A 22,718-nucleotide genomic window follows, 5' to 3' on the forward strand; every position below is an offset into this window, starting at 1 on the left:
GGCGGAAGGCTACCTGAAAATTGTTGTTTGGTTGCGGCTAGGTGTGTGGAAACTGGAATACGGCGGCATTATACGGGCGCGGGCAAGGCAAAGGCTACCTGAAAAATAAAGCCAAAATCAGAGGCTACCTGAAACCATGCGGCGGAATTGCGCTTTGCGTTTTCAGGTAGCCTTTTATCACCCAAGCGGCGGGCGCTAAGTTTTCGCCTTCACTGCCATCAACGTATGCAGGCGGCGGCTGTCGGCGCGCGCCACGGTGAATTGCAAGGGGCCGATAACGGCCTTTTCACCGCGCACGGGCAGGTGGCCGAGCTCTTTAATCACCAGCCCGCCGATGGTGTTCACTTCCTCGTCGCTGTAATCGGTGCCGAAAAATTCGTTCACATCTTCGATTTCGGTAACGGCGTTGATGCGCCAGCGGTCGGGGGAAACGGCAAAGATGTTGTCGGCACTATCGTCTTCATCAAATTCGTCTTCGATGTCGCCCAGAATCTGCTCGATCACGTCTTCCAGCGTCACCAGGCCGCTGATGCTGCCGTATTCGTCCACCACCACGGCGAGGTGGTTGTGCAGGTCGCGAAATTCTTTGAGCAGCACGTTCAATGGTTTGCCTTCGGGCACGAACACGGCGGGGCGCAATACGTTTTCGAGCTTGAACTGTTCGGGATTGAGGGTGTATTTGAGCAAGTCTTTGGCGTGCAAGATGCCGAGCACGTTGTCTTTGTCGTCGGCGATCACGGGGAAGCGGGAATGGGTGGTGCCCACCACATAGGCGATGATGCGGCTCACGCTGTCGCCGGCTTTCACCACGTCCATCCGGGCGCGGCTGATCATGGCGTCGCGCACTTCTAATCCGCTGAAACTGATGATTTTTTCCAGCCACTGCTGGGTGTCGTCGTCGAACACTTTCTGTTCGCGCGCCTGGCGCAGCAACGCCAGCACGTCTTCGGGGGAGTCGGGGCTGTCGCCGGCGAGGCGGCCGAGCAGCCTTTCGAAAAATCCGGGCTTGGCCGGGCTCTCTTCCATTTCAGTCTGCATCCTGTGCGTAGGGGTTGGGGTATCCTAACTGATTCATCAGGCGGATTTCAAGGTTTTCCATCTCTTCGGCTTCGGCGGGGTCGATATGGTCGTGGCCCATCAGGTGCAGCACGCCGTGCAGGGTGAGGTGGGCAAAATGGGCTTCCAGGGTTTTGCCCTGCTCGGCGGCTTCGCGCGCCACCACTTGCGGGCAGATGATGAGGTCGCCGTGCAGGGTGGGAGGCAGGCTACCTGAAAACCCGGCCAAGGCTGCCTGCCCGCCTTCGTCGAGCGCGAAGCTGAGCACGTTGGTGGCGTAGTCTTTTTGGCGGTAGTCGCGGTTGTAGGCGCGGGCGGCTTCTTCGTTTAAAAGCAAGAGGCTGATTTCGGCGCGGCGATAGTGCGGTTTCACGGCCTGCCATGCCCAGCGGCGGAATTGCGCTTCGCCCGGGCTGCCCGCCAAGCGGGCTTGGTCTTCAAAATGTAATTGGAGGCGTTGGCGCAGCAGGGCGGAAAAGGGGTAGCGTTTGGCGGTTTTCATGGTTTGCAAAATGGAAAATAAGCGGGCGGTATTATAGCGGGAAAGGCTACCTGAAAAATCTGTTTCTGGTTTTCAGGTAGCCTCTGCGGCAGCGGGCTTGCTTGCCCTGCCGCTAAATATGCCACGCTAGCATTCCGCCGCTTCCTCCGCCTGCTGCAAGGCGGCAGCCAGTTGGGCTTTTTCCGATTTATCCAAGCCTGCCACCGACACCAATTTCCTATCCAGCGCCACCGGCACACCGCCGCCATTGGGCAGGAAGGCCAGCAGGTACACCTGCCCGCTGCGGCCTTCAAACGTCCAGGCGCTGTTGTCTTTTTTGCCGAATCCAAGGCCGATTTTGCGGATTTTGCCCTCGATTTCGGCTTGGTACACCGCGTCTTTGCCCGCATTGCCGATGCGCAGGCAGGGCACGGCGGCCAGCTGCCACGGCCGGGCTTCGGGGCGGTTGATGGCATCCAAAATCCGGCGGTAGCGCGGCGCGCGCACCAGCATGATATAAAACGCAGCGCCAATCATAAACAGCCCCAGCCCGCCAAACAGCAGCACACCCACGCTGCGGTTGCCCACCTTTTCCACCGCCACATCCAGCGTGAGGCGCGAAGGGTCGTTGGCATCGGCCAGCGCGCGGGCGTAAATATCGCCGCCGGTGCCGAAAAAGCTAAAGGTTTTTTCCACCTGGTGTTCACGATAGCTGATAGTGGTTTGGCAGCTGGTGAAGATGGCTTTGCGGGTGGTGCATTCGCCGTCGATCCGCGCGTTTACGGGCATGGCGTGTTGGCCGATTTGGTAGTCTTGGTAGATTTCGGCGGCGGTATAGCCCTGCCACACGGCAAACACCACGCCCACCGGCAGCATCAGCAGCAGCGCCACCAAAATCATCATAACCGGCCGGTTCGGCCCGATACCGCGCATTTTGAAGGGTTTAACCGGCATGGAAAAAGGCAGGATGTGCATAATGATTCTCCTCAGAAATATTGCCATACTATAAGAGAAATAGCCTTTGTTTGCCACATCGGCAGGCAAAGGCGGCAGAAAGCGATCAGCCAAAGTTTTCAGGTAGCCTTTCCCTGCCTTGCCCGGGCTACCTGAACCCCGCCCGCTTCCACTATAATCCGCTTTTCCGCTAATAATTTTCAGGTAGCCTCCAATGCTCAACAAATACTCCCCCGCCGAAATCGAATCCAAACACTATCAAAACTGGGAAGCGAAAGGCTATTTCCAGCCCGATATGGATTTGTCCAAACCGTCTTTCTCCATCCAGCTTCCCCCGCCCAACGTCACCGGCACGCTGCACATGGGCCATGCCTTCAACCAAACCATTATGGACGGCCTGACCCGCTACTACCGCATGAAAGGCTGCAATACCTGCTGGATTCCCGGTACCGACCATGCGGGCATCGCCACGCAGATTGTGGTCGAACGCCAGCTTGCCGCGCAAAACATTTCCCGTCATGATTTGGGCCGCGAAAAATTCTTGGAAAAAGTGTGGGAATGGAAAGAAGTCTCCGGCGGCACGATTACGCAGCAGATGCGCCGCGTGGGCTGTTCCGCCGACTGGACGCGCGAGTATTTCACGATGGACAACGTGCGCGCCGAGACCGTGACCGAAGTGTTCGTGCGCCTGTTTGAGCAGGGTTTGATTTATCGCGGCAAACGGCTGGTGAATTGGGATCCCGTCTTGGGTACGGCGGTATCGGATTTGGAAGTGGAAAGCGTGGAAGAACAAGGCTCTATGTGGCACATTCGCTATCCGCTGGCAGACAATCCCGCCGAAGCCGTCATCGTCGCCACCACCCGCCCCGAAACGCTGCTGGGCGACGTGGCCGTTGCCGTCCATCCCGAAGACGAGCGTTACGCGCATTTGATCGGCAAGGAATTGATTTTGCCGCTGACGGGCAGAACCATCCCCGTCATCGCCGACGAATATGTGGAAAAAGACTTCGGCACGGGCTGCGTCAAAATCACGCCGGCGCATGACTTCAACGACTATGAAGTCGGCAAGCGCCACGACACGCGTCTGATTAATGTATTTGATTTGGAAGCAAAAATCCTGTCCGAAGCCGAAGTGTTCAACTTCAAAGGCGAAGCGCAACAGGGTTTCAGGCTGCCTGAACAATACGCAGGCTTAGACCGCTTTGCCGCGCGCAAACAAATGGTTGCCGATTTGGAAGCCCAAGGCTACCTGAAAGAAGTCAAACCGCACACTTTAATGACCCCGAAAGGCGACCGCACAGGCAGTGTGATTGAGCCGATGCTGACCAGCCAATGGTTTGTGGCGATGTCCGCTACGCCAAACGGCGGCGAACCTGAATCTGAGTTCAAAGGCTTGAGCCTTGCTGACAAAGCCAAAAAAGCCGTCGACAGCGGCGCGGTGCGCTTTATCCCCGAAAACTGGGTCAATACCTACAACCAGTGGATGAACAACATCCAAGACTGGTGCATTTCGCGCCAATTGTGGTGGGGGCATCAAATCCCAGCGTGGTACGACGAAGAGGGCAACTGCTACGTCGCCCGCAATCAGGCGGATGCCGAAAAACAGGCAGGCAAAACCGGTCTGACCCGCGACGAAGACGTCTTGGACACTTGGTTCTCCTCCGCACTCGTGCCGTTTTCCACGCTCGGCTGGCCGTCTGAAACCGACGAACTCAAAGCCTTCCTGCCGTCCAACGTCTTGGTAACCGGTTACGAAATCATCTTCTTCTGGGTGGCCCGCATGATTATGATGACCACCCACTTTACCGGCAAAGTCCCGTTTAAAGACGTGTACATCCACGGCATCGTACGCGACCACGAAGGCAAAAAAATGTCCAAATCCGAAGGCAACGTCATCGACCCCGTGGATTTGATCGACGGCATCGACTTGGGCAACTTGCTGGTCAAACGCACCACCGGCCTGCGCAAACCCGAAACCGCCCCGAAAGTGGAAGAAGCCACCAAAAAACTCTTCCCCGAAGGCATTCCGAGCATGGGCGCGGACGCATTGCGCTTCACCATGGCGAGCTACGCCAGCTTGGGACGCAGCGTCAACTTCGACTTCAAACGCGCCGAAGGCTACCGCAACTTCTGCAACAAAATCTGGAACGCCACCAATTTTGTGCTGATGAACACCGAAAACCAAGACTGCGGCTACGGCGCAACCGCCGCCGAACCGCGCGGCTATTCCTTCCCCGATATGTGGATCATCGGCCGTCTGAATCAGACCATTGAACAGGTTACCCAAGCCTACGAAACCTACCGTTTCGATTTGGCGGCGGAAACCCTGTACAGCTTCGTGTGGAACGACTATTGCGACTGGTATCTGGAACTCGCCAAAGTGCAACTCCAAACCGGCTGCGCCAGCCGCCAACGCGCCACCCGCCATACCCTGCTGCGCGTCCTCGAAACCGCCCTGCGCCTGCTGCACCCGATAATCCCGTTCATCACTGAAGAACTGTGGCAGACCGTCACCCCGATGTGCGACGCGAAAACTGCCGACAGCATCATGCTTGCCCGCTTCCCCGAAGCCGACGGCGGCGAAATCGTTCAGACGGCATTTGAACAGATGACCGTGTTGCAGGATTTGATCGGCGCCGTCCGCAACCTGCGCGGCGAAATGGGCATCCAGCCCAATGTCAAAGCCCCGCTGTTTGTCGAAAGCGCGGACGACTTGGCGGACTACCTCAAATACCTGCCGCCGATGACCCGCCTGACCGAAGCGCAACAGGTCGCCGCCCTGCCCGAAAGCGAAGACGCCCCCGTCGCCGTCTGCAACGGCGCGCGCCTGATGCTGAAAGTCGAAATCGACAAAGCCTCCGAAACCGCCCGTCTGGGCAAAGAAGCCGAGAAGCTGCAAAAAGCCCTCGACAAACTCAACGCCAAACTGTCCAAACCCGGTTACACCGAAAAAGCCCCCGCGCATTTGGTGGAAAAAGACAAAGTCGATTTGGCGGAACTGGAAGGGAAGATGGCGAAAGTGCGGGAAGCGTTGGCAAAGTTGAAGGAATAAGCCTGCCCTGCGATTAAATGAGATACCGTGAAAATTAAAGATATAAGGCTACCTGAAAAATCATTTTCAGGTAGCCCTTTATCCAAAAACAAAATATGTCTGATTTTACTTCTTTACTTTTCATATTGTTAGCAGCATCCGTGCCCCTGCTGCACCTCTACACCTTCTTCACCGAAGCCCGCCACCTCAACACATGGCAGCCGTGGCTGATTATCGTCATGTTCTTTTTCACCGGCACTTGGTTTATCTACTTCGTCAGCCGCACCGCACTAATGAAGCTCGGCATCCAGCTGCTGCTGATGGCGGGCATCATTACCCTGATTTTCCTTTCCTGATAAGCCCGCCGCTTGGCAAAAGGCTACCTGAAAACCATTTTTCAGGTAGCCTTTTGCCGCCCTGCCCAAGCAACAAACCACACAAACCGTACCGATAGGATTAGAATGCTCACAGGCTCGCTCCAAAGTATAAGGCAGCAAGGATGGCGCAGGCGGCAGATTGCGCCGCCCGCCGGAATCAAATAGAATGCCTAGTCTAGAGTTAAAGCCTAAATTCAAAGCTTCCAGATAATTTTTTGGCAACAAGGCATTGGGAGCTTCCACACTGCCGAAACCTCAGCGGATTACCCGGCTTTTCTCCCATTATTTCAAGCTGCCCCGCGCAGCATTAAGGATCACCATGAGCACTTTTGTTCCACAAAACAGCTACACCAAAGAAGAACTCTTAGCCTGCGGGCGCGGCGAACTGTTCGGCGAAGGCAATGCCCAACTGCCGCTGCCCAATATGCTGATGATCGACCGCATTGTGAACATCAACAGCACCGGCGGCAAATACGGCAAAGGCGAAATCATTGCTGAGCTCGACATCAACCCCGATTTGTGGTTCTTCGGCTGCCACTTCATCGGCGATCCGGTGATGCCGGGCTGCCTGGGCCTGGATGCCATGTGGCAGTTGGTCGGCTTCTTCTTGGGTTGGACGGGTGCCCCCGGCCGCGGCCGTGCCTTGGGCTGCGCCGAAGTGAAGTTCACCGGCCAAGTGCTGCCCAAACATAAGAAAATCACCTACCACATTCACATGAAGCGCGTGATGAACAGCAAGCTGGTGCTGGGCATTGCAGATGCGGAAATGAGCGTGGACGGCCATAAGATTTACGAAGGAAACGGCCTGCGCGTGGGTTTGTTTACCAGCACAGACGATTTCTAGCCCCCAACAGGCATACGGCTGAAGCCTGACGGCTTCCTACCGCGTTGGTTCGCCTTGCCGTACTATATGTGTACTATCTGCGGTTCGCCGCCTGGTATGAAGCCATCATTCTTCGGCCATACCTGAGAAGTTCAAGCAATATTTTTCAGGTAGCCTGATTTCCCCCAACGGAGTTCATCATTATGAAACGAGTAGTCGTAACCGGCATCGGTATTGTGTCCAGCTTGGGCAACAACTGCCGCGAAGTGCTCGAATCGCTGCGCCAGCTCAAATCGGGCATCGCATTCGACGAAAGCTACCGCGAAATGGGCCTGCGCTCGCATGTAGCCGGCAACATCAATATCGACACCAAAGAGCACATCGACCGCAAAATCCTGCGCTTTATGGGCAACGCCGCGGCCTATGCCTATATCGCCATGAAAGAAGCGATTGCCCATGCCGGCCTCTCCGAAGAGCAAGTGTCGAACGTGCGCACCGGCATCGTAACCGGCAGCGGCGGCGCCTCTTCCTCTTCTCAAGTGGAAGCCGCCGACACCCTGCGCGAGAGCGGCGTGAAACGCATCGGCCCCTACGGCGTAACCAAAACCATGGCCTCCACCGTAGCCGCTTGCCTGGCCACCCCTTTTAAAATCAAAGGGGTGAACTATTCCATCAGCTCCGCCTGCTCCACCTCCGCCCACTGTATTGGCCATGCCGCCGAACTGATCCAGCTTGGCAAGCAAGACATCGTGTTTGCCGGCGGCGGCGAAGAAGTTTCCTGGCAGATGAGCTCCCTGTTCGATGCCATGGGCGCACTCTCCAGCAAATACAACGACACCCCGCAGCAGGCCAGCCGCGCCTACGATGCCGACCGCGACGGCTTCGTGATTTCCGGCGGCGGCAGCATCCTGGTGATGGAAGAATACGAACACGCCAAAGCCCGCGGCGCCAATATCCTGTGCGAACTCACCGGCTACGGCGCCACCTCCGACGGCTACGACATGGTGCAGCCCTCCGGCGAAGGCGCCGTGCGCTGCATGCAGATGGCGCTCGCCCAACACGGCGGCAGCGTGGACTACATCAACGCCCACGGCACCTCCACCCCGGTGGGCGACACCAAAGAGCTCGGCGCCATCCGCGAAACCTTCGAAGGCAAAGAAGTGCCGCTCATCAGCTCCACCAAATCGCTCTCCGGCCACGCGCTGGGCGCCGCCGGCTCCAACGAGGCGATTTATTCCATCCTGATGATGCTCAACGATTTCGTGTGTGCCAGCGCCAATATCTTCCATTTGGACGAAAAAGCCGCCGGCCTGCCGATTGTGCGCGAAAACATCAGCAAAAAGCTCAATGCCGTGATGTCGAACAGCTTCGGCTTCGGCGGCACCAACGCCACGCTGATTTTCAGCCGCATCTAAAGGCTACTTGAAACATAAGTTTTTGCGAAGCTAAAGCGTTGGCTTCTGCGAAGCTAAAACAAACGGCCGAATCCTGCTGGATTTGGCCGTTTTCCTTTGCATAAATGGCAAAACTTCTGGCTACCTGAAAACCACCTTGACGATGCCCATGCCAACCATTATCTTAGTAACGATAGGCCGTTAAAAAACAAGAAATCATCAAGCCCCGTTTGTTTCAAACCCGCCAAGCGATTGCGCCTTATCACACAGCCGGATTGTCGATCCGTATCAAAAAATTGATTTCCATCAAAAAACTCAATTTCCGCGCACTATGAATTGGCAATATATAATAAACTGAAACAATATCCCGTTATTAACAAGGGATTGATTAAAACCACAACAATAAAACCATTCCGAATCGCCATTAACAAAGTATCAAGGGAGGAGCCCGCTATGATTCATCATTCCAAACACTCGTCTTTAAACATCGCGCTCATCCAGGCGCGCGAAGCCTTAATGACCCACTTTAGGCCGCTGCTCAACGAAATCGGCCTCACCGACCAGCAATGGCGCATCCTGCGCCTTTTGGCCGAAAACGGCACCATGGATTTCCAAGACCTCGCCCGCAGCGCCTGCATCCTACGCCCCAGCCTCACCGGCATTCTCACTAGGCTGGAGAAAATGAAGCTCGTGGTGCGTCTGCGCCCGGCCAACGACCACCGCCGCGTCTTCCTCAAGCTCACCGAAGAAGGCGAACAAACCTACAACGACTTCGTCAGCCAAATCGACGCCTGCTACGACAACATCGAAAAACAGCTTTCCAAAGAGAAACTCGCCCAGCTGCACGATTTGCTGCACGACTTAGCCAAAACCCACGTTGCCACCATGGCACGCATGTAGGCCTTGCCGCAAACGCATTAGAGGCTACCTGAAAACCAGAACCAGGTTTTCAGGTAGCCTCTTGTCTTTATCCCTAAGGGATTGCACACTTCAGCACAAAACAACGCCGCAACAAAAATTAAGCCAATCCCCACAAAACGCATTCGGGCAATTGCCTATATAATGCCAAACCAATCATTCCGCCCGAAGGCTACCTGAAAAAAGGAACACCATGCTCAAACAACGAATTCTCACCGCCCTGGTTTTGCTGCCGCTGATGCTCGGCATGCTGTTTGCCGCCGGCAACGGCCTGTGGGCGCTGTTCACCGGCCTGATGGCGCTGCTGGCGCTGTGGGAATACAGCCGCCTGTGCGCCATGCCGGAAAGTGTGCAGCGCCCCTATCTGGCCGGCACCGCGCTGTTTATGCTGCTTGCCTGGGGCGGCGGCTGGCGGCTGCCGCCCGCGGCCTGGGCGGCCGTGCTCGTGTTCTGGCTGGCCGGCATGCCCGCCTGGCTGCATTTCAAATGGCGTTTGCAGGCCGATTGGAAAGGCATGGCCACCGGCTGGCTGCTGATGCTGCCCTTCTGGTTTGCCCTGCTCGAGCTGCGGCCAAACAGCCAATCCGCGCTGCACCTGTTGGCCGTGATGATGCTGGTGTGGCTCGCCGACGTGTTTGCCTACGTGTTCGGCCGGCTGTGGGGCAAACACAAGCTCGCCCCCGCCATCAGCCCCGGCAAAAGCTGGGAAGGCGTGGCCGGCGGGCTACTGAGCGTATTACTGTATACCACGTTGGCGCGCACTGCCGGCTGGTTCGGCTTCCATCTTTCCTGGCCCGGCATGATGCTCACCGCCACCGTGCTCACCTTCGTCGGCATCGGCGGTGACCTTCTGGAGAGCTGGTTTAAACGCGCCGCCGGCGTGAAAGACAGCAGCAACCTGCTGCCCGGCCACGGCGGCGTGTTCGACCGCGTGGATTCGCTGGTGGCCGTGCTCAGCGTGTATGCCGCCATCAGCGCATTGTTTGCTTGAACACAAGGAAAGGCTACCTGAAAAATTTTCAGGTAGCCTTTTGCTCGATTTGACCGCACACCCATCAGCCCTTCCCTTTCTATGCTAAAATCCGCCCCCTTCAACACGCCAAGCCCACAGCCGCATATCCAAACGGTTTTCCTAATTAAATGAACATATTCTACGAAGAAAGCGGCCAATTCAAAGTGGCCGCCGTCGTGCAGAAAAACGACAGCACCTACCAAGCCACCACCCAGCACGGCAAACGCGCCAAAATCAAAGCCAGCAACGTCTTCGTCGAATTCACCGAACCGCTGGAAAGCTTCCTCGAGCGCGCCCAAAGCGAAGCCGCGCAAATCGACACCGATTTGCTGTGGGAATTCTGCGGCGAAGAAGAATTCACCGCCCAAAACATCGCCGCCGACTACTTCGGCCATGCACCCAGCCAGCACGAACTCGCCGCCACCCTGATCGCGCTCTATGCCGCGCCGATGTATTTCTACAAAAAAGGCAAAGGCATCTTCAAAGCCGCGCCGGAAGACACCCTCAAGCAGGCCTTGGCCGCCATCGAGCGCAAAAAACAGCAGGAAGCGCAGATTGAAGCCTGGGCGGCCGAGCTGCGGCAAAACCGCCTGCCCGCCGAAATTGCCGCCGACCTAAGCACCATCCTGCACCAGCCCGACAAACAGTCGCTCACCTACAAAGCCTTCAGCCAAACCGCCGCCGAACTGAAAATTTCTGCTTATCAATTGGCCAAACAAACCGGCGGCGTCACTTCTCTGCCGCAATACCTGCTCGACGGCTTCCGCTGCAAACATTTCCCGCACGGCACCGCCGCGCCCGAAACCGCCGTACCCGCCGTGAACGAACTACCCGACGCAGCCGACGGCATTGTTGCCTTCTCCATCGACGACATCGACACCACCGAAATCGACGACGCGATCTCCGTGCAAAACTTGCCGAACGGCAATAAACAGGTCGGCATCCACATCGCCGCGCCCACCCTGGCCATTGCCGACAACAGCCCGATCGAAAACCTGATCAAACAACGGCAAAGCACCGCCTACTACCCCGGCGGCAAAATCACCATGCTGCCGGAAAACTGGATTCGAGCCTTCAGCCTGGATGAAGGCAGGCGGCCGGTGTTGAGCTTGTATGTGGAAGTGGGCGCAGATTTTCAGGTAGCCTCCGCGCCATACACCCGCCTCGAAAACTTAAACATCAGCCACAACCTGCGTATCCAGCACATCGAACCGCATTTCAACGCCGGCGCCGGCCTCTCCAACAGCGATCCAGTGCAATTCCCCTGCCAGCCGCAGCTGCGCTGGCTCTACCGCTTCGCCGTCGAACGGCAAAAACAGCGCGAACGCTATGAAGAAAACCGTGCCGCGCAATACGATTACGGCATTGAGTTTGAAACCGACGGGAAAGTGCGCATCAGCCGGCGCGAACGCGGCTCGCCCATCGATACCTTGGTATCCGAAATGATGATTCTGGCCAACAGCACCTGGGCGGAAATGCTCGATCAAAACGGCCTGCCCGGCCTGTTCCGCGTGCAGACCAGCGGCAAAGTGCGCATGAACACCCAATCCGAGCCGCACATCGGCATGAACGTGGCACACTACGGCTGGTTCACTTCGCCGCTGCGCCGCGCCGCCGACTGCATCAACCAGCGCCAGCTGCTCAGCCTGATTGAGCCAAACCTGCCGCCACGTTTCCAAAAAAACGATAGCGAGCTGTTTGCCGCCTTGCGCGATTTCGATGCCGCCTATACCGCCTATGCCGATTTCCAGCGCCAAATGGAAGCCTACTGGAGCCTGGTGTATATGCAGCAGGAAAACCTGCGCGAGCTGAACGCGGTGCTGCTGAAAGAAGAGTTGGTACGCATCGAAGGGCTGCCGCTGGTCAGCCGTGTGCACGGCGTGCCGATCGACATCCCGCCGAAAACCCGTGTTAAATTGGCCGTTACCCAACTTGATGCCGAACAACAGTTGCTTGAATTGAAATACCTAAACGTGCTGCCACTGGAAAATATCCCGTAGAGGATAAGCGTTGATATCAGGCTACCTGAAAAATCCATGCGATATCGAACCAATCAACTTATCCACATTTTCCGGCAGATATTTCGGGCAAACGACCAACTTACCCACAATCCGGCATCAGACAGCAAAAGTTTTCCACATTTGCCCACCAAGAAAACGCCTACTGCCCAACAACTTTATTCCATGCAATCAATTGTATTTATTATAAATAAGTACTTATCCACTTCAAAACCGGCCTAACAATACCATAACCAAATTAAATTATTAAACCCATTATAGAAACAAAACCAAAATCATCATGCAAAATACCTCAAACCCATCCTGCAGCGATATTGCCGTAATCGGCCTGGCCGTTATGGGCCAAAACCTGATTCTTAATATGGCCGACCACGGTTTCACCGTCAGCGCCTACAACCGCACGGCTGCCAAAACCGAGCAATTCCTCAATGGCCCGGCCAAAGGTACAAGCATCGTTGGCGCCTACAGTTTGCCGGAACTGGTTGCCCAGCTGAAACAGCCGCGCAAAATTATGCTAATGGTGCAGGCCGGACGGGCGGTGGACGAGCTGATTAGCCAGCTGTTGCCGCTGTTGCAGCCGGGCGACATCATTATCGACGGCGGCAACGCCAATTATCCCGACAGCGAGCGGCGCACCGCCGAGCTGGCCGCACAAGGTATCCTGTTCGTCGGCACCGGTATTTCCGGCGGTGAGGAAGGCGCACGCCACGGGCCTTCGGTGATGCCGGGTGGCAATCCCGAAGCCTGGCCGGCGGTGAAACCGATCTTGCAGGCAGTGGCCGCCAAAACGGCAGCGGGCGAAGTGTGTTGCGACTGGGTGGGTAAAAACGGCGCCGGCCACTTCGTGAAAATGGTGCACAACGGTATCGAATACGGCGATATGCAGCTGATTGGCGAGGCTTATCAGTTTATGAAAGACGGCCTCGGCATGAACTATGCCGAAATGCAGGCCGCGTTTGCCGCTTGGAACCAAACCGAGCTCGACAGCTATCTGATTCAAATCACGGCCGACATTTTGGGCGTGAACGATGCCGACGGAACGCCCTTGGTGGAAAAAATCCTCGACCGCGCCGGCCAGAAAGGCACCGGCAAGTGGACCGGCATCAATGCGCTGGATTTGGGCACGCCGCTCACGCTGATTACCGAAGCTGTGTTTGCGCGCTGCATTTCTGCCCTGAAAGAGCAGCGTGTGCAGGCCGAAGCCGCTTTCGGGCACAGGATCGAGCCGATAGCGGGCGGGTGCGAAGAATGGCTGCGGGCTTTGCGCCAGGCGCTGCTGGCTTCCAAAATTATTTCTTATGCCCAAGGCTTTATGCTGATGTGCCAGGCCAGCGAACATTTCGGCTGGGATTTGGATTACGGCAAAACCGCCCTGCTGTGGCGCGAAGGCTGCATCATCCGCAGCGCGTTTTTGGGCAACATCCGTGATGCTTATGCCGCTGATCCCGACTTGGTATTCTTGGGCAGCGACGGCTATTTCAAACAATTGCTGCAACAAGCCTTGCCCGGTTGGCGCAAAGTGGCCGCTGCTGCGGTGCAACACGGTTTGCCGATGCCCTGCACCGTGTCTGCGCTGTCGTTCCTCGACAGCTACACCTGCGGCCGCCTGCCTGCTAATTTGCTTCAGGCGCAGCGCGATTACTTCGGCGCCCACACCTATGAGCGCACTGACCGCCCGGCCGGCGAGTTTTTCCACACCGATTGGACCGGGCGCGGCGGCGATGTGTCTGCCGGGCGGTATGATGTGTAGCTAATCGGCACGGATGAGGTTGGCTGAAAAGTCGGGATTGGTTTTCAGGTAGCCTATTATAAAGATGAGGAAAAGGCTACCTGAAAAATATCCGATGGATTTTCAGGTAGCCTTTTTTGTGTTGGGGGTTATGCCGCTGCCGGCAGGGCGTGGAAGGCGCCGGGCAGGTTTTGGTCGTGCGGGAAGGTGGCCCATTCGTAGCTGGCGGGGTCGGCAAGGATGGCGCGCAACAGGGCGTTGTTGATGGCGTGGCCGGATTTGTAGCCTTCGAAGGCGCCAATGATGGGCGCGCCGATCACATACAAATCGCCCACCGCATCGAGGATTTTGTGGCGCACGAATTCGTCGGGGTAGCGCAGGCCTTCGGGGTTGAGCACGTCGTTGTCGTCGATCACCACGGCGTTGCTCAGGTTGCCGCCCAAGCCCAGGCCGTGGGCGCGCATCATTTCCACTTCCTGCATGAAGCCGAAGGTGCGGGCGCGGGCGATTTCTTCCACGTAGGAGGCACCGGCGAAGTCGATTTCGAAGGTGGGGTTGCTGCGGTTGAACACGGGGTGGTCGAAATTGATGGTGAGGCTGATTTTGAAACCGTCGTAGGGGGTGAAGCGCACCCATTTGTCGGGTTCCCGCACTTCAACCGGTTTTAAAATGCGCAAAAAGCGTTTTTCTGCTTTTTGGTCGACAATGCCGGCGTCTTGCAGCAGATAGAGGAAGGGCAGGCTGGAACCGTCCATAATCGGAATTTCCGGCGCGTTCAGCTCGATCAATACGTTGTCGATTCCGTAGGCGGCCAGGGCGGACATCAAATGCTCGATGGTGCCCACGCGCACGCCGTCTTCGGTTACCACGGTGGAGGAAAGGCGGGTATCGTTGATGAGGTCGGGCACGAGTTTGATTGGGCGGTTTTGTTTGCCGCCTAAATCGGTGCGGCGGAATACGATGCCGCTGTTTTCCGCAGCCGGATGCAGGGTGAGCAGCACTCGTTCGCCGGAATGCAGGCCGACACCGGTGGCGCTCACGGATTGGGCTAAGGTGCGTTGTTTCATGGAATACTCCAATCGGGATTTGCCCTAATGATACGGGAATCCGGCGATGGCGTCTGCTTTTGCGATTGAATTTGTTTATGGCGGCCCGTATTTGGCTGCCGTCGGGTTTTCAGGTAGCCTTTTGCTATAATGTGCCACTTTGCAAGGGCTCGGCTTTCGGATTCGCAAATGAAGATTTTACTGGTGCGCCTCTCCAGCATGGGCGATTTAATCCACACGCTGCCTGCGGTGCAGGATTTGGCGCGGTACTGCCCGCAGGTGGAGCTGCATTGGCTGGCTGAAGCCGGGTTTGCCGATATTGCGCGGCTGCATCCTTTTGTGCGCCGGGTGATTCCGATGCGCTGGCGGCAGTGGCGCAAACGGCTGTTTGCGGCGGAAACGCGGCGGCAGATGCGCGCGTTGAAGCAGGAATTGGCCGGCGGTGGCTACGATTTCGTGCTCGACAGCCAGGGGTTGATAAAAAGTGCGTGGTTTGCGCGTTGGGCGGGCGCACCGGTGAAGGGTTTGGACAAACACAGCGCGCGCGAGGGCTGGGCTTCGGCGTTTTATGCCGAGCATTTTCAGGTAGCCAAGGGGCGCGATGCGGTATGGCGCAACCGCGAATTGTTTGCGCAGGTGTTCGGCTATCATTTTGACAGGGTGCCGGATTTTGGTGTGCGCGTGCCGGATGGCGCGGCGGTGCCGGGGCTACCTGAAAATTACCGCGTGGTGCTGCATGCCACCAGCCGCGACAGTAAATTGTGGCCGCAACAGAATTGGGTTGAATTGCTCAACCGCTTGCATGCGGCAGACGGTGCGGCGGTATGGCTGCCGTGGGGCAACGAGGCGGAGCGGCAGCGCGCGCTGGCGTTGGCGGAACAAGTGGCCGGTTCGCAAGTGCCGGCGGAGCGGCTTGGCTTGTTGCAGGCGGCTTATGTTTTGCGCGGTGCGCACAGCGTGGTGGGCGTGGATACGGGCCTGCTGCATTTGGCCAATGCGCTGGACAAGCCGCTGGTGGGCATCTACACCGACAGCGACCCGGTGAAAACCGGCGTGCAAACTTCGGCTTGGGCGCGCAATTTGGGCGGTATCGGCCACATGCCGGCGCCGGAAGAAGTGTTTGAACAGGTGCGCTTGGTGGAGCAGGCTGCCGGGATCGAAACCTGAGCTTTAGCCTCGCGGAAAACCTGGATTGCTTTGCAAGACATCGTTTTAGCGAAACTCACTTCATTCGTTTTCAGGTAGCCTTGAGAGTAACTTGCATTATTGCCGGCAAATCGGCACAATCCGCCTGATTTGCCGTATTGAATAACTAGATAGAAGGAAAAGGAAATTTCATGAAAGCACTGGTTGCTGTGAAGCGAGTGGTGGATTACAACGTGAAGGTGCGGGTGAAGGCCGACGGCTCGGATGTGGACATCGGCAACGTGAAAATGTCGATGAACCCGTTTGATGAAATCGCGGTGGAAGAAGCCGTGCGCCTGAAAGAGGCAGGCAAGATCAGCGAAATCGTGGTGGTGTCGCTGGGCGTGAAGCAATGCGAGGAAACCCTGCGCACCGCGCTGGCGATGGGCGGCGACCGCGCCATCCATGTGCAAACCGATGCCCATTTGGAGCCGCTGGCCGTGGCCAAACTGCTGTACCAAATCGCCGAACGCGAACAGCCTCAGCTGATCCTGTTGGGCAAACAGGCCATCGACGACGACGCCAACCAAACCGCGCAAATGCTGGCTGCCCTGCTCAATGCGCCGCAAGGCACCTTTGCCAGCAAGGTGGAGCTGGGTGAAAACGAAGTGGTTGTGGTGCGTGAGGTGGACGGCGGCTTGGAAACCCTTGCTTTGAAGCTGCCGGCGGTGGTCAGCGCCGATTTACGCCTGAACGAGCCGCGTTATGTGAAACTGCCCAACATCATGCAGGCCAAGAAAAAACCGCTGGAAAAGCTTACCGTGGAAGAATTGGGCGTGGATATTGCACCGAAATTGCAACAGCGGCGGGTGGATGAGCCCAAACCGCGCAGCGGCGGCGTGAAAGTGGAAAGCGTGGCCGAGTTGGTGGCCAAATTGAAAAACGAAGCCAAAGTGATTTGAGGAGAGTGCCATGACCATATTGATTATTGCCGAACACGACAATCAAAATCTGGCCGCCGCCACGCGGCACGCCGTGAGCGCCGGCAGCAAGCTGGGCGAAGTGCACCTGTTGGTGGCTGGCAGCGGCGCGGCTGTGGTGGCCGAGCAGGCCAAACAGGTGGCCGGTGTGGCCAAGGTGCTGCTGGCCGATGCCGCCCATTATGCCGACGGTTTGGCTGAAGAATTGGCGCCGCTGGTGGTGAAACTGGCGGCGGATTACCGCTACATCGCCGCCGCCGCCAGCACTTTCGGCAAAAACCTGCTGCCGCGCGTGGCCGCCCTGCTGGATTGTCCGCAGGTGTCTGATTTAACCGAAATCGTGGACGGCCACACCTTCGTGCGGCCGATTTACGCCGGCAACGCCTTTGCCACTGTGGGCAGCGATGCCGACAAACTGGTGCTCACCTTCCGTACCACTGCGTTTGCCGAAGCCGCCACCGAAGGCGGGCAGGCCGAAGTGGTGCAGGTGGAAAGCACGCCGGCGCAGGGCTTGAGCCGCTTTATCGGACGCGAGATGGTGCAGTCCGACCGGCCGGAGCTGACGCAAGCTCGGGTGGTGGTGTCCGGCGGGCGCGCCTTAGGCAGCGTGGAGCAGTTTAACGATTTACTGCTGCCACTGGCCGACAAACTCGGTGCCGCCATTGGCGCTTCGCGTGCGGCAGTGGATGCCGACTACGCGCCGAATGACTGCCAAGTGGGGCAGACCGGCAAAGTGGTGGCGCCTGAGCTGTATATTGCCATCGGTATTTCCGGCGCCATCCAGCATACCGCCGGCATGCAAGACAGCAAAGTGATTGTGGCCATCAATAAAGATCCGGAAGCACCGATTTTTAATATTGCCGACTATGGTTTGGTGGCCGATTTGTTTGAGGTTGTGCCCCAGCTGGCTGCCGCATTGGGCGATTGATTGTTTCACGTGAAACACAACAGGCTACCTGAAAATCAAATTTTTCAGGTAGCCTGTTTCCTATATAATCCGCGTATTCATTTGATTGCCATTCATCCGAAATGACTTCTCCCACCGTTTACACCTACCGCACACTGGCCGAAGCCGGTCAGGCCGAATTTAAAGACAAAGGCAGCCGCTTCATCGCCTTTGCCTACCCGGTGCGTACGGCAGACGAAGTGAAAAAACATGTGGACGCACTGCGGCAGGAACACCATAAAGCGCGCCATTGGTGCTACGCCTACCGTTTGGGCACGGACGGCCTGCAATTCCGCGCCAACGACGACGGCGAGCCCTCAGGCAGTGCCGGACGGCCGATTTTGGGGCAGATTGATTCGGCGGAGCTGACAGATGTGCTGGTGGTGGTGGTACGCTATTTCGGCGGCACGCTGCTGGGTGTGCCCGGGCTGATTCATGCCTACAAAACCGCCACCCAGCTGGCATTGCAGCAAACCGCTCAGGTAGAAAAAAACATTGAAAAACAGGTGGTGCTGCGCTGTGGTTATCCGCATTTGAGCGAAGTGCTGCGGCTGGGCAAACAGCATGGTGCGGAAGTGCTGCAACAGGATTTGCAGCTGGATTGCCGGCTGCGCTTTGCCGTGCCGCTGGCGGGCTACGCAGCTTGCATGGAAGCTTGGCTGAACACGCGCGTGGTGGAAATCTTGGATGATCCCCCCGCTGGAAAATGAAGAGGCTACCTGAAAATGTCCGATGGATTTTCAGGTAGCCTTTATATCATCTAAACAATTGATTAAACTAGGAAGGAAACAGTACATGAAACTTTTGCTGATTGGCAGCGGCGGGCGCGAACACGCACTGGCGTGGAAATTGGCGCAGTCGCCCAAAGTGGAAACCGTGTTCGTAGCGCCCGGCAATGCCGGCACAGCGCAGGAGCCCAAGCTGCAAAACTTGCCGCTGAAAAGCCATCAGGAACTGATTGATTTCTGCCGCCGCGAGCAGATTGCCTTCGCTGTGGTCGGCCCCGAAGCGCCGTTGGCTGCCGGCATTGTGGATGATTTCCGCGCCGCCGGCCTGCCCATTTTCGGCCCCACCCGTGCCGCCGCGCAGCTGGAAAGCTCCAAAGATTTCGCCAAAGCCTTCATGGCGCGGCACGGCATTCCCACCGCGCAATACCAAACCTTTGCCGATGCCGCCGCCGCACATGATTATGTGGCCGCCAAAGGCGCGCCGATTGTGATTAAGGCCGACGGCTTGGCGGCTGGCAAAGGCGTGGTGGTGGCGCAAACCGAAGAGCAGGCGCATCAGGCCATCGACCAAATGCTGGTGGGCAACAAAATGGGTGATGCCGGCGCGCGAGTGGTCATCGAAGACTTCTTGCAGGGTGAGGAAGCCAGCTTCATCGTGATGGTGGACGGCGAACACGTGCTGCCGATGGCCACGAGCCAAGACCACAAACGCTTGCTCGACGGCGACCTCGGCCCGAACACCGGCGGCATGGGCGCATACAGCCCCGCGCCGATCGTTACCCCCGAAGTGTACCGCCGCGCGATGGAGGAAATCATCCTGCCTACCGTGCACGGTATGCGTGAGGAAGGGAATGAATTTACAGGATTTCTCTATGCCGGCCTGATGATTGACGCCGCAGGCGCACCCTACACCGTGGAATTCAACTGCCGCTTCGGCGATCCGGAAACCCAGCCCATCATGAGCCGTTTGGATAGCGATTTGGCCGGTTTGGTGCAGGCTGCGCTGGAGCGGAAATTAGACACGGCCAGCGCCGAATGGAAAGCGCAAAGCGCCGTGGGCGTGGTGCTCGCCTCGGCAGGCTATCCAGAGCGTTCGGGCAAGGGCGATGTGATTGAAGGCATCGAAGCCGCCAACCGCATCGGCAAGGTTTTCCACGCCGGCACGGCCACGGATGCGGGCCGCATTGTCACCAACGGCGGCCGCGTGTTGTGCGTGGTGGGCTTGGGCGACGATTTGGCGGCGGCCAAACGGCAAGCCTACCGCGCGGTGGCCGAGGTTTCCTTCCCCGGTATGCAATACCGCCGTGACATCGGAGACAAGGCTTTGCGTTGATTGACGCTTGGATAAACAGCAAATGCGGTGCCGCTTGGCGCCGCGTTTTTTTGCTTGGTTGGGATGGAGAATTTTCAGGTAGCCTGTTGGTGCGGACAGGCTACCTGAAAATGCACGGTATGTTTGACTGGCTGTTTCTAAGCCGCTTCTAGGCTAGGCTTATTGAAAAACCGGTTGGCCGATGAGGCCGAAGGGGTTCGGTTTTTCAGGTAGCCTTTGTCTGTGAGGGCGGATTTGGCAGGGGCAGGCTTGGGGAGGGTACGGCGTGCAGGGCTTGGTGGGCGGGGGGTAGGAGTTTGGCGATGAGGGTGAGCTGCTGCCATAGGGTGTGGGCGTGCGGGTCGGCAGTGTTGCCGGGGCGCAGTTTGTCGAGCTGCTGCTGTAGGTTGGCATAGGCTGCCTGAAAATCTTGGCAGGAGAGCTTGGGCAGCTGGGCGAGCAGGTGGGCGCTTTGCTCGGCGGCGCTGCCGAAGGCTTGAAGGAAGGCGGAATCGGCGGGTTCGGCACTGAGGTGGCTGCGGTAGGCGCCGAGGGCGGAAATATAGGCGCTGAGGGCATATACGGTTTTGAGCAGGGTGAAGCCGCCGGGCAGGCTGGCAGCGTATTGCTTGGGCTGGCCGGACATGTCGGAGAGGGTGCTGCTCAGTTGGGCGGCGCTTTCGTGGGCGCGGCGGCGGGCGATGCGGTATGCGGCATCGTCGCAACGGCTGCCGCGCTGCAGCTGGCGGGCGATGGTTTTCAGGTAGCCTGCGTGGCTGGCGAGGGCCTGGCCGGCAGTGTGGGGCAGGGAGAGGTAGTGCCAATCCGGCCAGAGCATGGAAACGGCCCACCAGGCGATGCCGCAGCCGATGAGGGTGTCGAGCAGGCGCCAAGGAAGGGCGTCGGCGCCGTGCAGCCCGGCGATGTAGAGGTTGGTGAGGGCTTGGATGGTGATGAAGAAGGTGGAATAGCTGTATTTGTTGGTGCGGAAGAAGAAAAACAGGGTGCTGGAAAGGGCGACTACGGCGAGCTGGGTGGGCAAGGAGGGGGTGAAATAAGGCAGCAGGGAGCCGGCGGCCACGCCGGCGAGGGTGCCGGCCATGCGTTGGGCGAGGCGGCTTTTGGTGGCGGAATAGTTGGGCTGGCACACAAATACGGCGGTGAGCAGAATCCAATAGCCCATGGGCAGGCGGAGGCTTTCGATAAGCGCGATGCACACGAATACGACGATGGCGAGTCGCACGGCGTGGCGGAATACGGCGGAATCGAAGTTTAGATGGCTGTGTAGGGTAGTGAGGATGTGGCGCCAGCCGCCTTGGTCTTCGCGCACGATGCGGGTTTGCTCGCTGTTGCCACTGGCTGATCCGGCATCTTGTATACGGGCGAGATGGGTGAGCTGGTAGTTGATGCCGCCGAGGTTGTCGAGCAAGCGCGGCAGATCGGGGTTGGATGCGGCTGGATCGGCCTGATGGTGTTGTAGCGAGCGGCAGATGCCGGCCATCAACTTGTCGAGCTTGGCGTTGGTGGGCGGTTCGCCCCCTTGGCGCAGGCTTTGGGCGGTGTCGCGGCAGGCCTGCGCTTGCCATTCGATCAGGCGCTGGATGCGGAAGATGAGGTCGCTGTGGCTGAGATCGGCCACGAAGCGGCGGTATTCGCCGATGTAGCTGGCGGCGGCGCGCTCGTGGATGTCTTGTGCGGCGAAATAGTCGTGCAGCATGCGGGTGGTGCGCGGGTGGCGGTGTTGGCCGCGCATGCGGTAGAACAGGGCGCTGCGCACTTGGTTGAAGGCAGCGGTGACTTTGCCATTTTGCATGGCCAGCTCGATTTGGCGTTGTTCGAGGTTTTCCGTGTCGTCGGGGTCGAAAAACTGGGCTTTTATGTCGAGGTAGGCCGCCAGCTCGCTATAGGCGGCGGCCATGCTGTCTTGCACGGGGCGGTGGGGGAGAATGAGGTGCAGCAGCAAGGTGTTGCCGCTGTAGAGCAGGGTGCCGCACAAAATCAGCAGGGTGTTGGCATACCAGCCTATGCTGTGGCGGATGGTAAGGATGGTGTAGAGCGCCACTACCAGCGTGCCGAAGGAGATGGTGCGGTAGCGCAGGCTGACGGCGCCGGAGAGGGTGAACACGAAGGTGAGCGCGGTCATGGCGGCGAGAAAGAGCAGCGGCCGGCCGAAGGTAAGCTGAACGGCGAGCGAGGACACGCTGAAGGCGGCGATGGTGAGCAGCACGTTTTTGATGCGGCCGGTGAGGCGGTTGTCCAAATCCACCAGTGCGCCGGCGATGATGCCGAGCACCAGCGGCATGCACATCAGGGGCCGTTGCCAATACCACACGGCCAGCACGGCGGTGCACACGCTGGCCAGCATCGGCAGCGTGGCCAACATACGGGCGGAAAGCCATTTCAGGCGGGAGGGGCGGAGCATGGGGAATGGGGCGGAAGGGGAAAGGGCGGTATTTTAACGCAGGCGGGGCGCGGCGTGATACGGGCGCGGCTTTTGCTGCTGCTGGGATTTTTCAGGTAGCCTCCTTGCCCGGGCAGAGGCTACCTGAAAAATAAGCCGCCTGAAAACCATGTTTCAGCAAGGCGCCCAGCCCGCAGCTATTTTCAGGTAGCCCCAGGCAGGCGCAGAGGCTACCTGAAAAACGGATTATCTTGTTTATACGGTGCAATCTGCCCGGCGGCGTGTTAGAATGCGCGCCGGTTTCGGGCTGCCATTTGCTTTTTCAGGTAGCCTGATCCGTTTGATTTTATTTTCCCATCCGGCCCTGCCTGTCTGAAACCCTAACCA

General features: G+C 58.0%; 19 protein-coding genes. 13 read left to right on the top strand and 6 right to left on the bottom strand.

Going from position 1 to position 22,718, the window contains the following annotated elements; all coding sequences use genetic code 11:
* Positions 1 to 195: 195 nt before the first annotated feature.
* The 3 genes from H9Q10_RS00410 to H9Q10_RS00420 form a co-directional block, all read right to left on the bottom strand.
* The gene (locus H9Q10_RS00410) at positions 196 to 1,026 is read right to left on the bottom strand and encodes an HlyC/CorC family transporter (RefSeq protein WP_197902075.1); all 831 of its coding nucleotides are present in this window, start codon (positions 1,024 to 1,026) and stop codon (positions 196 to 198) included.
* A gap of 1 nt (position 1,027) precedes the next feature.
* Positions 1,028 to 1,558 (bottom strand): rRNA maturation RNase YbeY, encoded by a 531-nt coding sequence (ybeY, locus tag H9Q10_RS00415; protein WP_197902076.1) that lies wholly within the window; start codon positions 1,556 to 1,558, stop codon positions 1,028 to 1,030.
* A gap of 126 nt (positions 1,559 to 1,684) precedes the next feature.
* Positions 1,685 to 2,512: a hypothetical protein gene (locus tag H9Q10_RS00420; protein WP_197902077.1), complete on the bottom strand. Its 828-nt coding sequence runs from the start codon at positions 2,510 to 2,512 to the stop codon at positions 1,685 to 1,687.
* Positions 2,513 to 2,705: 193 nt separating this feature from the next.
* Here H9Q10_RS00420 and H9Q10_RS00425 point away from each other — a divergent pair, with 193 nt between their 5' ends.
* From H9Q10_RS00425 to gnd, 8 genes are all read left to right on the top strand, one after another.
* Positions 2,706 to 5,543, top strand: a complete 2,838-nt coding sequence (locus H9Q10_RS00425) for a valine--tRNA ligase (protein WP_197902078.1) — start codon at positions 2,706 to 2,708, stop codon at positions 5,541 to 5,543.
* Positions 5,544 to 5,683: 140 nt separating this feature from the next.
* Positions 5,684 to 5,878 (top strand): enterochelin ABC transporter, encoded by a 195-nt coding sequence (locus tag H9Q10_RS00430; RefSeq protein WP_338082290.1) that lies wholly within the window; start codon positions 5,684 to 5,686, stop codon positions 5,876 to 5,878.
* Between the two features lie 340 nt (positions 5,879 to 6,218).
* The gene (gene fabA / locus H9Q10_RS00435) at positions 6,219 to 6,743 is read left to right on the top strand and encodes a 3-hydroxyacyl-[acyl-carrier-protein] dehydratase FabA (protein WP_197902080.1); all 525 of its coding nucleotides are present in this window, start codon (positions 6,219 to 6,221) and stop codon (positions 6,741 to 6,743) included.
* Between the two features lie 182 nt (positions 6,744 to 6,925).
* Positions 6,926 to 8,137, top strand: coding sequence for a beta-ketoacyl-ACP synthase I (gene fabB, locus H9Q10_RS00440; RefSeq protein ID WP_197902081.1), 1,212 nt, complete (start codon positions 6,926 to 6,928; stop codon positions 8,135 to 8,137).
* A 432-nt stretch (positions 8,138 to 8,569) separates the two neighbouring features.
* Positions 8,570 to 9,016: a homoprotocatechuate degradation operon regulator HpaR gene (gene hpaR, locus H9Q10_RS00445; protein ID WP_197902082.1), complete on the top strand. Its 447-nt coding sequence runs from the start codon at positions 8,570 to 8,572 to the stop codon at positions 9,014 to 9,016.
* Positions 9,017 to 9,227: 211 nt separating this feature from the next.
* A complete protein-coding gene (locus tag H9Q10_RS00450; RefSeq protein WP_197902083.1) occupies positions 9,228 to 10,025 on the top strand; it encodes a phosphatidate cytidylyltransferase in 798 nt (265 codons plus the stop codon).
* A gap of 149 nt (positions 10,026 to 10,174) precedes the next feature.
* Positions 10,175 to 12,046, top strand: a complete 1,872-nt coding sequence (locus H9Q10_RS00455) for a ribonuclease catalytic domain-containing protein (RefSeq protein WP_197902084.1) — start codon at positions 10,175 to 10,177, stop codon at positions 12,044 to 12,046.
* A 298-nt stretch (positions 12,047 to 12,344) separates the two neighbouring features.
* Positions 12,345 to 13,814 (top strand): decarboxylating NADP(+)-dependent phosphogluconate dehydrogenase, encoded by a 1,470-nt coding sequence (gene gnd, locus H9Q10_RS00460; protein WP_197902085.1) that lies wholly within the window; start codon positions 12,345 to 12,347, stop codon positions 13,812 to 13,814.
* A 128-nt stretch (positions 13,815 to 13,942) separates the two neighbouring features.
* On the opposite strand, the gene lpxC is transcribed toward gnd, so the two are convergent.
* Entirely contained in the window at positions 13,943 to 14,860 is a 918-nt protein-coding gene (gene lpxC / locus H9Q10_RS00465) for a UDP-3-O-acyl-N-acetylglucosamine deacetylase (protein WP_197902086.1), read from the bottom strand.
* A gap of 168 nt (positions 14,861 to 15,028) precedes the next feature.
* On the opposite strand from lpxC, the gene waaC reads away from it, so the two are divergent.
* From waaC to purD, 5 genes are all read left to right on the top strand, one after another.
* Entirely contained in the window at positions 15,029 to 16,006 is a 978-nt protein-coding gene (gene waaC, locus H9Q10_RS00470) for a lipopolysaccharide heptosyltransferase I (RefSeq protein WP_197902087.1), read from the top strand.
* 170 nt (positions 16,007 to 16,176) lie between these two features.
* Positions 16,177 to 16,926 carry an electron transfer flavoprotein subunit beta/FixA family protein gene (locus tag H9Q10_RS00475; RefSeq protein WP_197902088.1) on the top strand — a complete coding sequence of 250 codons (750 nt, stop codon included), beginning with the start codon at positions 16,177 to 16,179 and terminating at the stop codon, positions 16,924 to 16,926.
* A 10-nt stretch (positions 16,927 to 16,936) separates the two neighbouring features.
* Entirely contained in the window at positions 16,937 to 17,872 is a 936-nt protein-coding gene (locus H9Q10_RS00480) for an electron transfer flavoprotein subunit alpha/FixB family protein (protein WP_197902089.1), read from the top strand.
* 101 nt (positions 17,873 to 17,973) lie between these two features.
* On the top strand, positions 17,974 to 18,600 hold the full coding sequence (locus H9Q10_RS00485; protein WP_197902090.1) for an IMPACT family protein: 627 nt from the start codon (positions 17,974 to 17,976) through the stop codon (positions 18,598 to 18,600).
* An 85-nt stretch (positions 18,601 to 18,685) separates the two neighbouring features.
* Positions 18,686 to 19,951, top strand: a complete 1,266-nt coding sequence (gene purD / locus H9Q10_RS00490) for a phosphoribosylamine--glycine ligase (RefSeq protein WP_197902091.1) — start codon at positions 18,686 to 18,688, stop codon at positions 19,949 to 19,951.
* A gap of 205 nt (positions 19,952 to 20,156) precedes the next feature.
* Here the strand turns inward: purD and yccS are convergent, their stop codons facing one another.
* Complete coding sequence (gene yccS / locus H9Q10_RS00495; RefSeq protein ID WP_238480101.1) at positions 20,157 to 22,352, bottom strand: YccS family putative transporter; 2,196 nt, start codon at positions 22,350 to 22,352, stop codon at positions 20,157 to 20,159.
* Between the two features lie 91 nt (positions 22,353 to 22,443).
* On the bottom strand, positions 22,444 to 22,599 hold the full coding sequence (locus H9Q10_RS00500; RefSeq protein WP_197902092.1) for a hypothetical protein: 156 nt from the start codon (positions 22,597 to 22,599) through the stop codon (positions 22,444 to 22,446).
* Between the last annotated feature and the right edge of the window lie 119 nt (positions 22,600 to 22,718).

The sequence above is a fragment of the Eikenella glucosivorans genome (genome assembly GCF_016025525.2).
GTDB classification, from domain to species: domain Bacteria; phylum Pseudomonadota; class Gammaproteobacteria; order Burkholderiales; family Neisseriaceae; genus Eikenella; species Eikenella glucosivorans.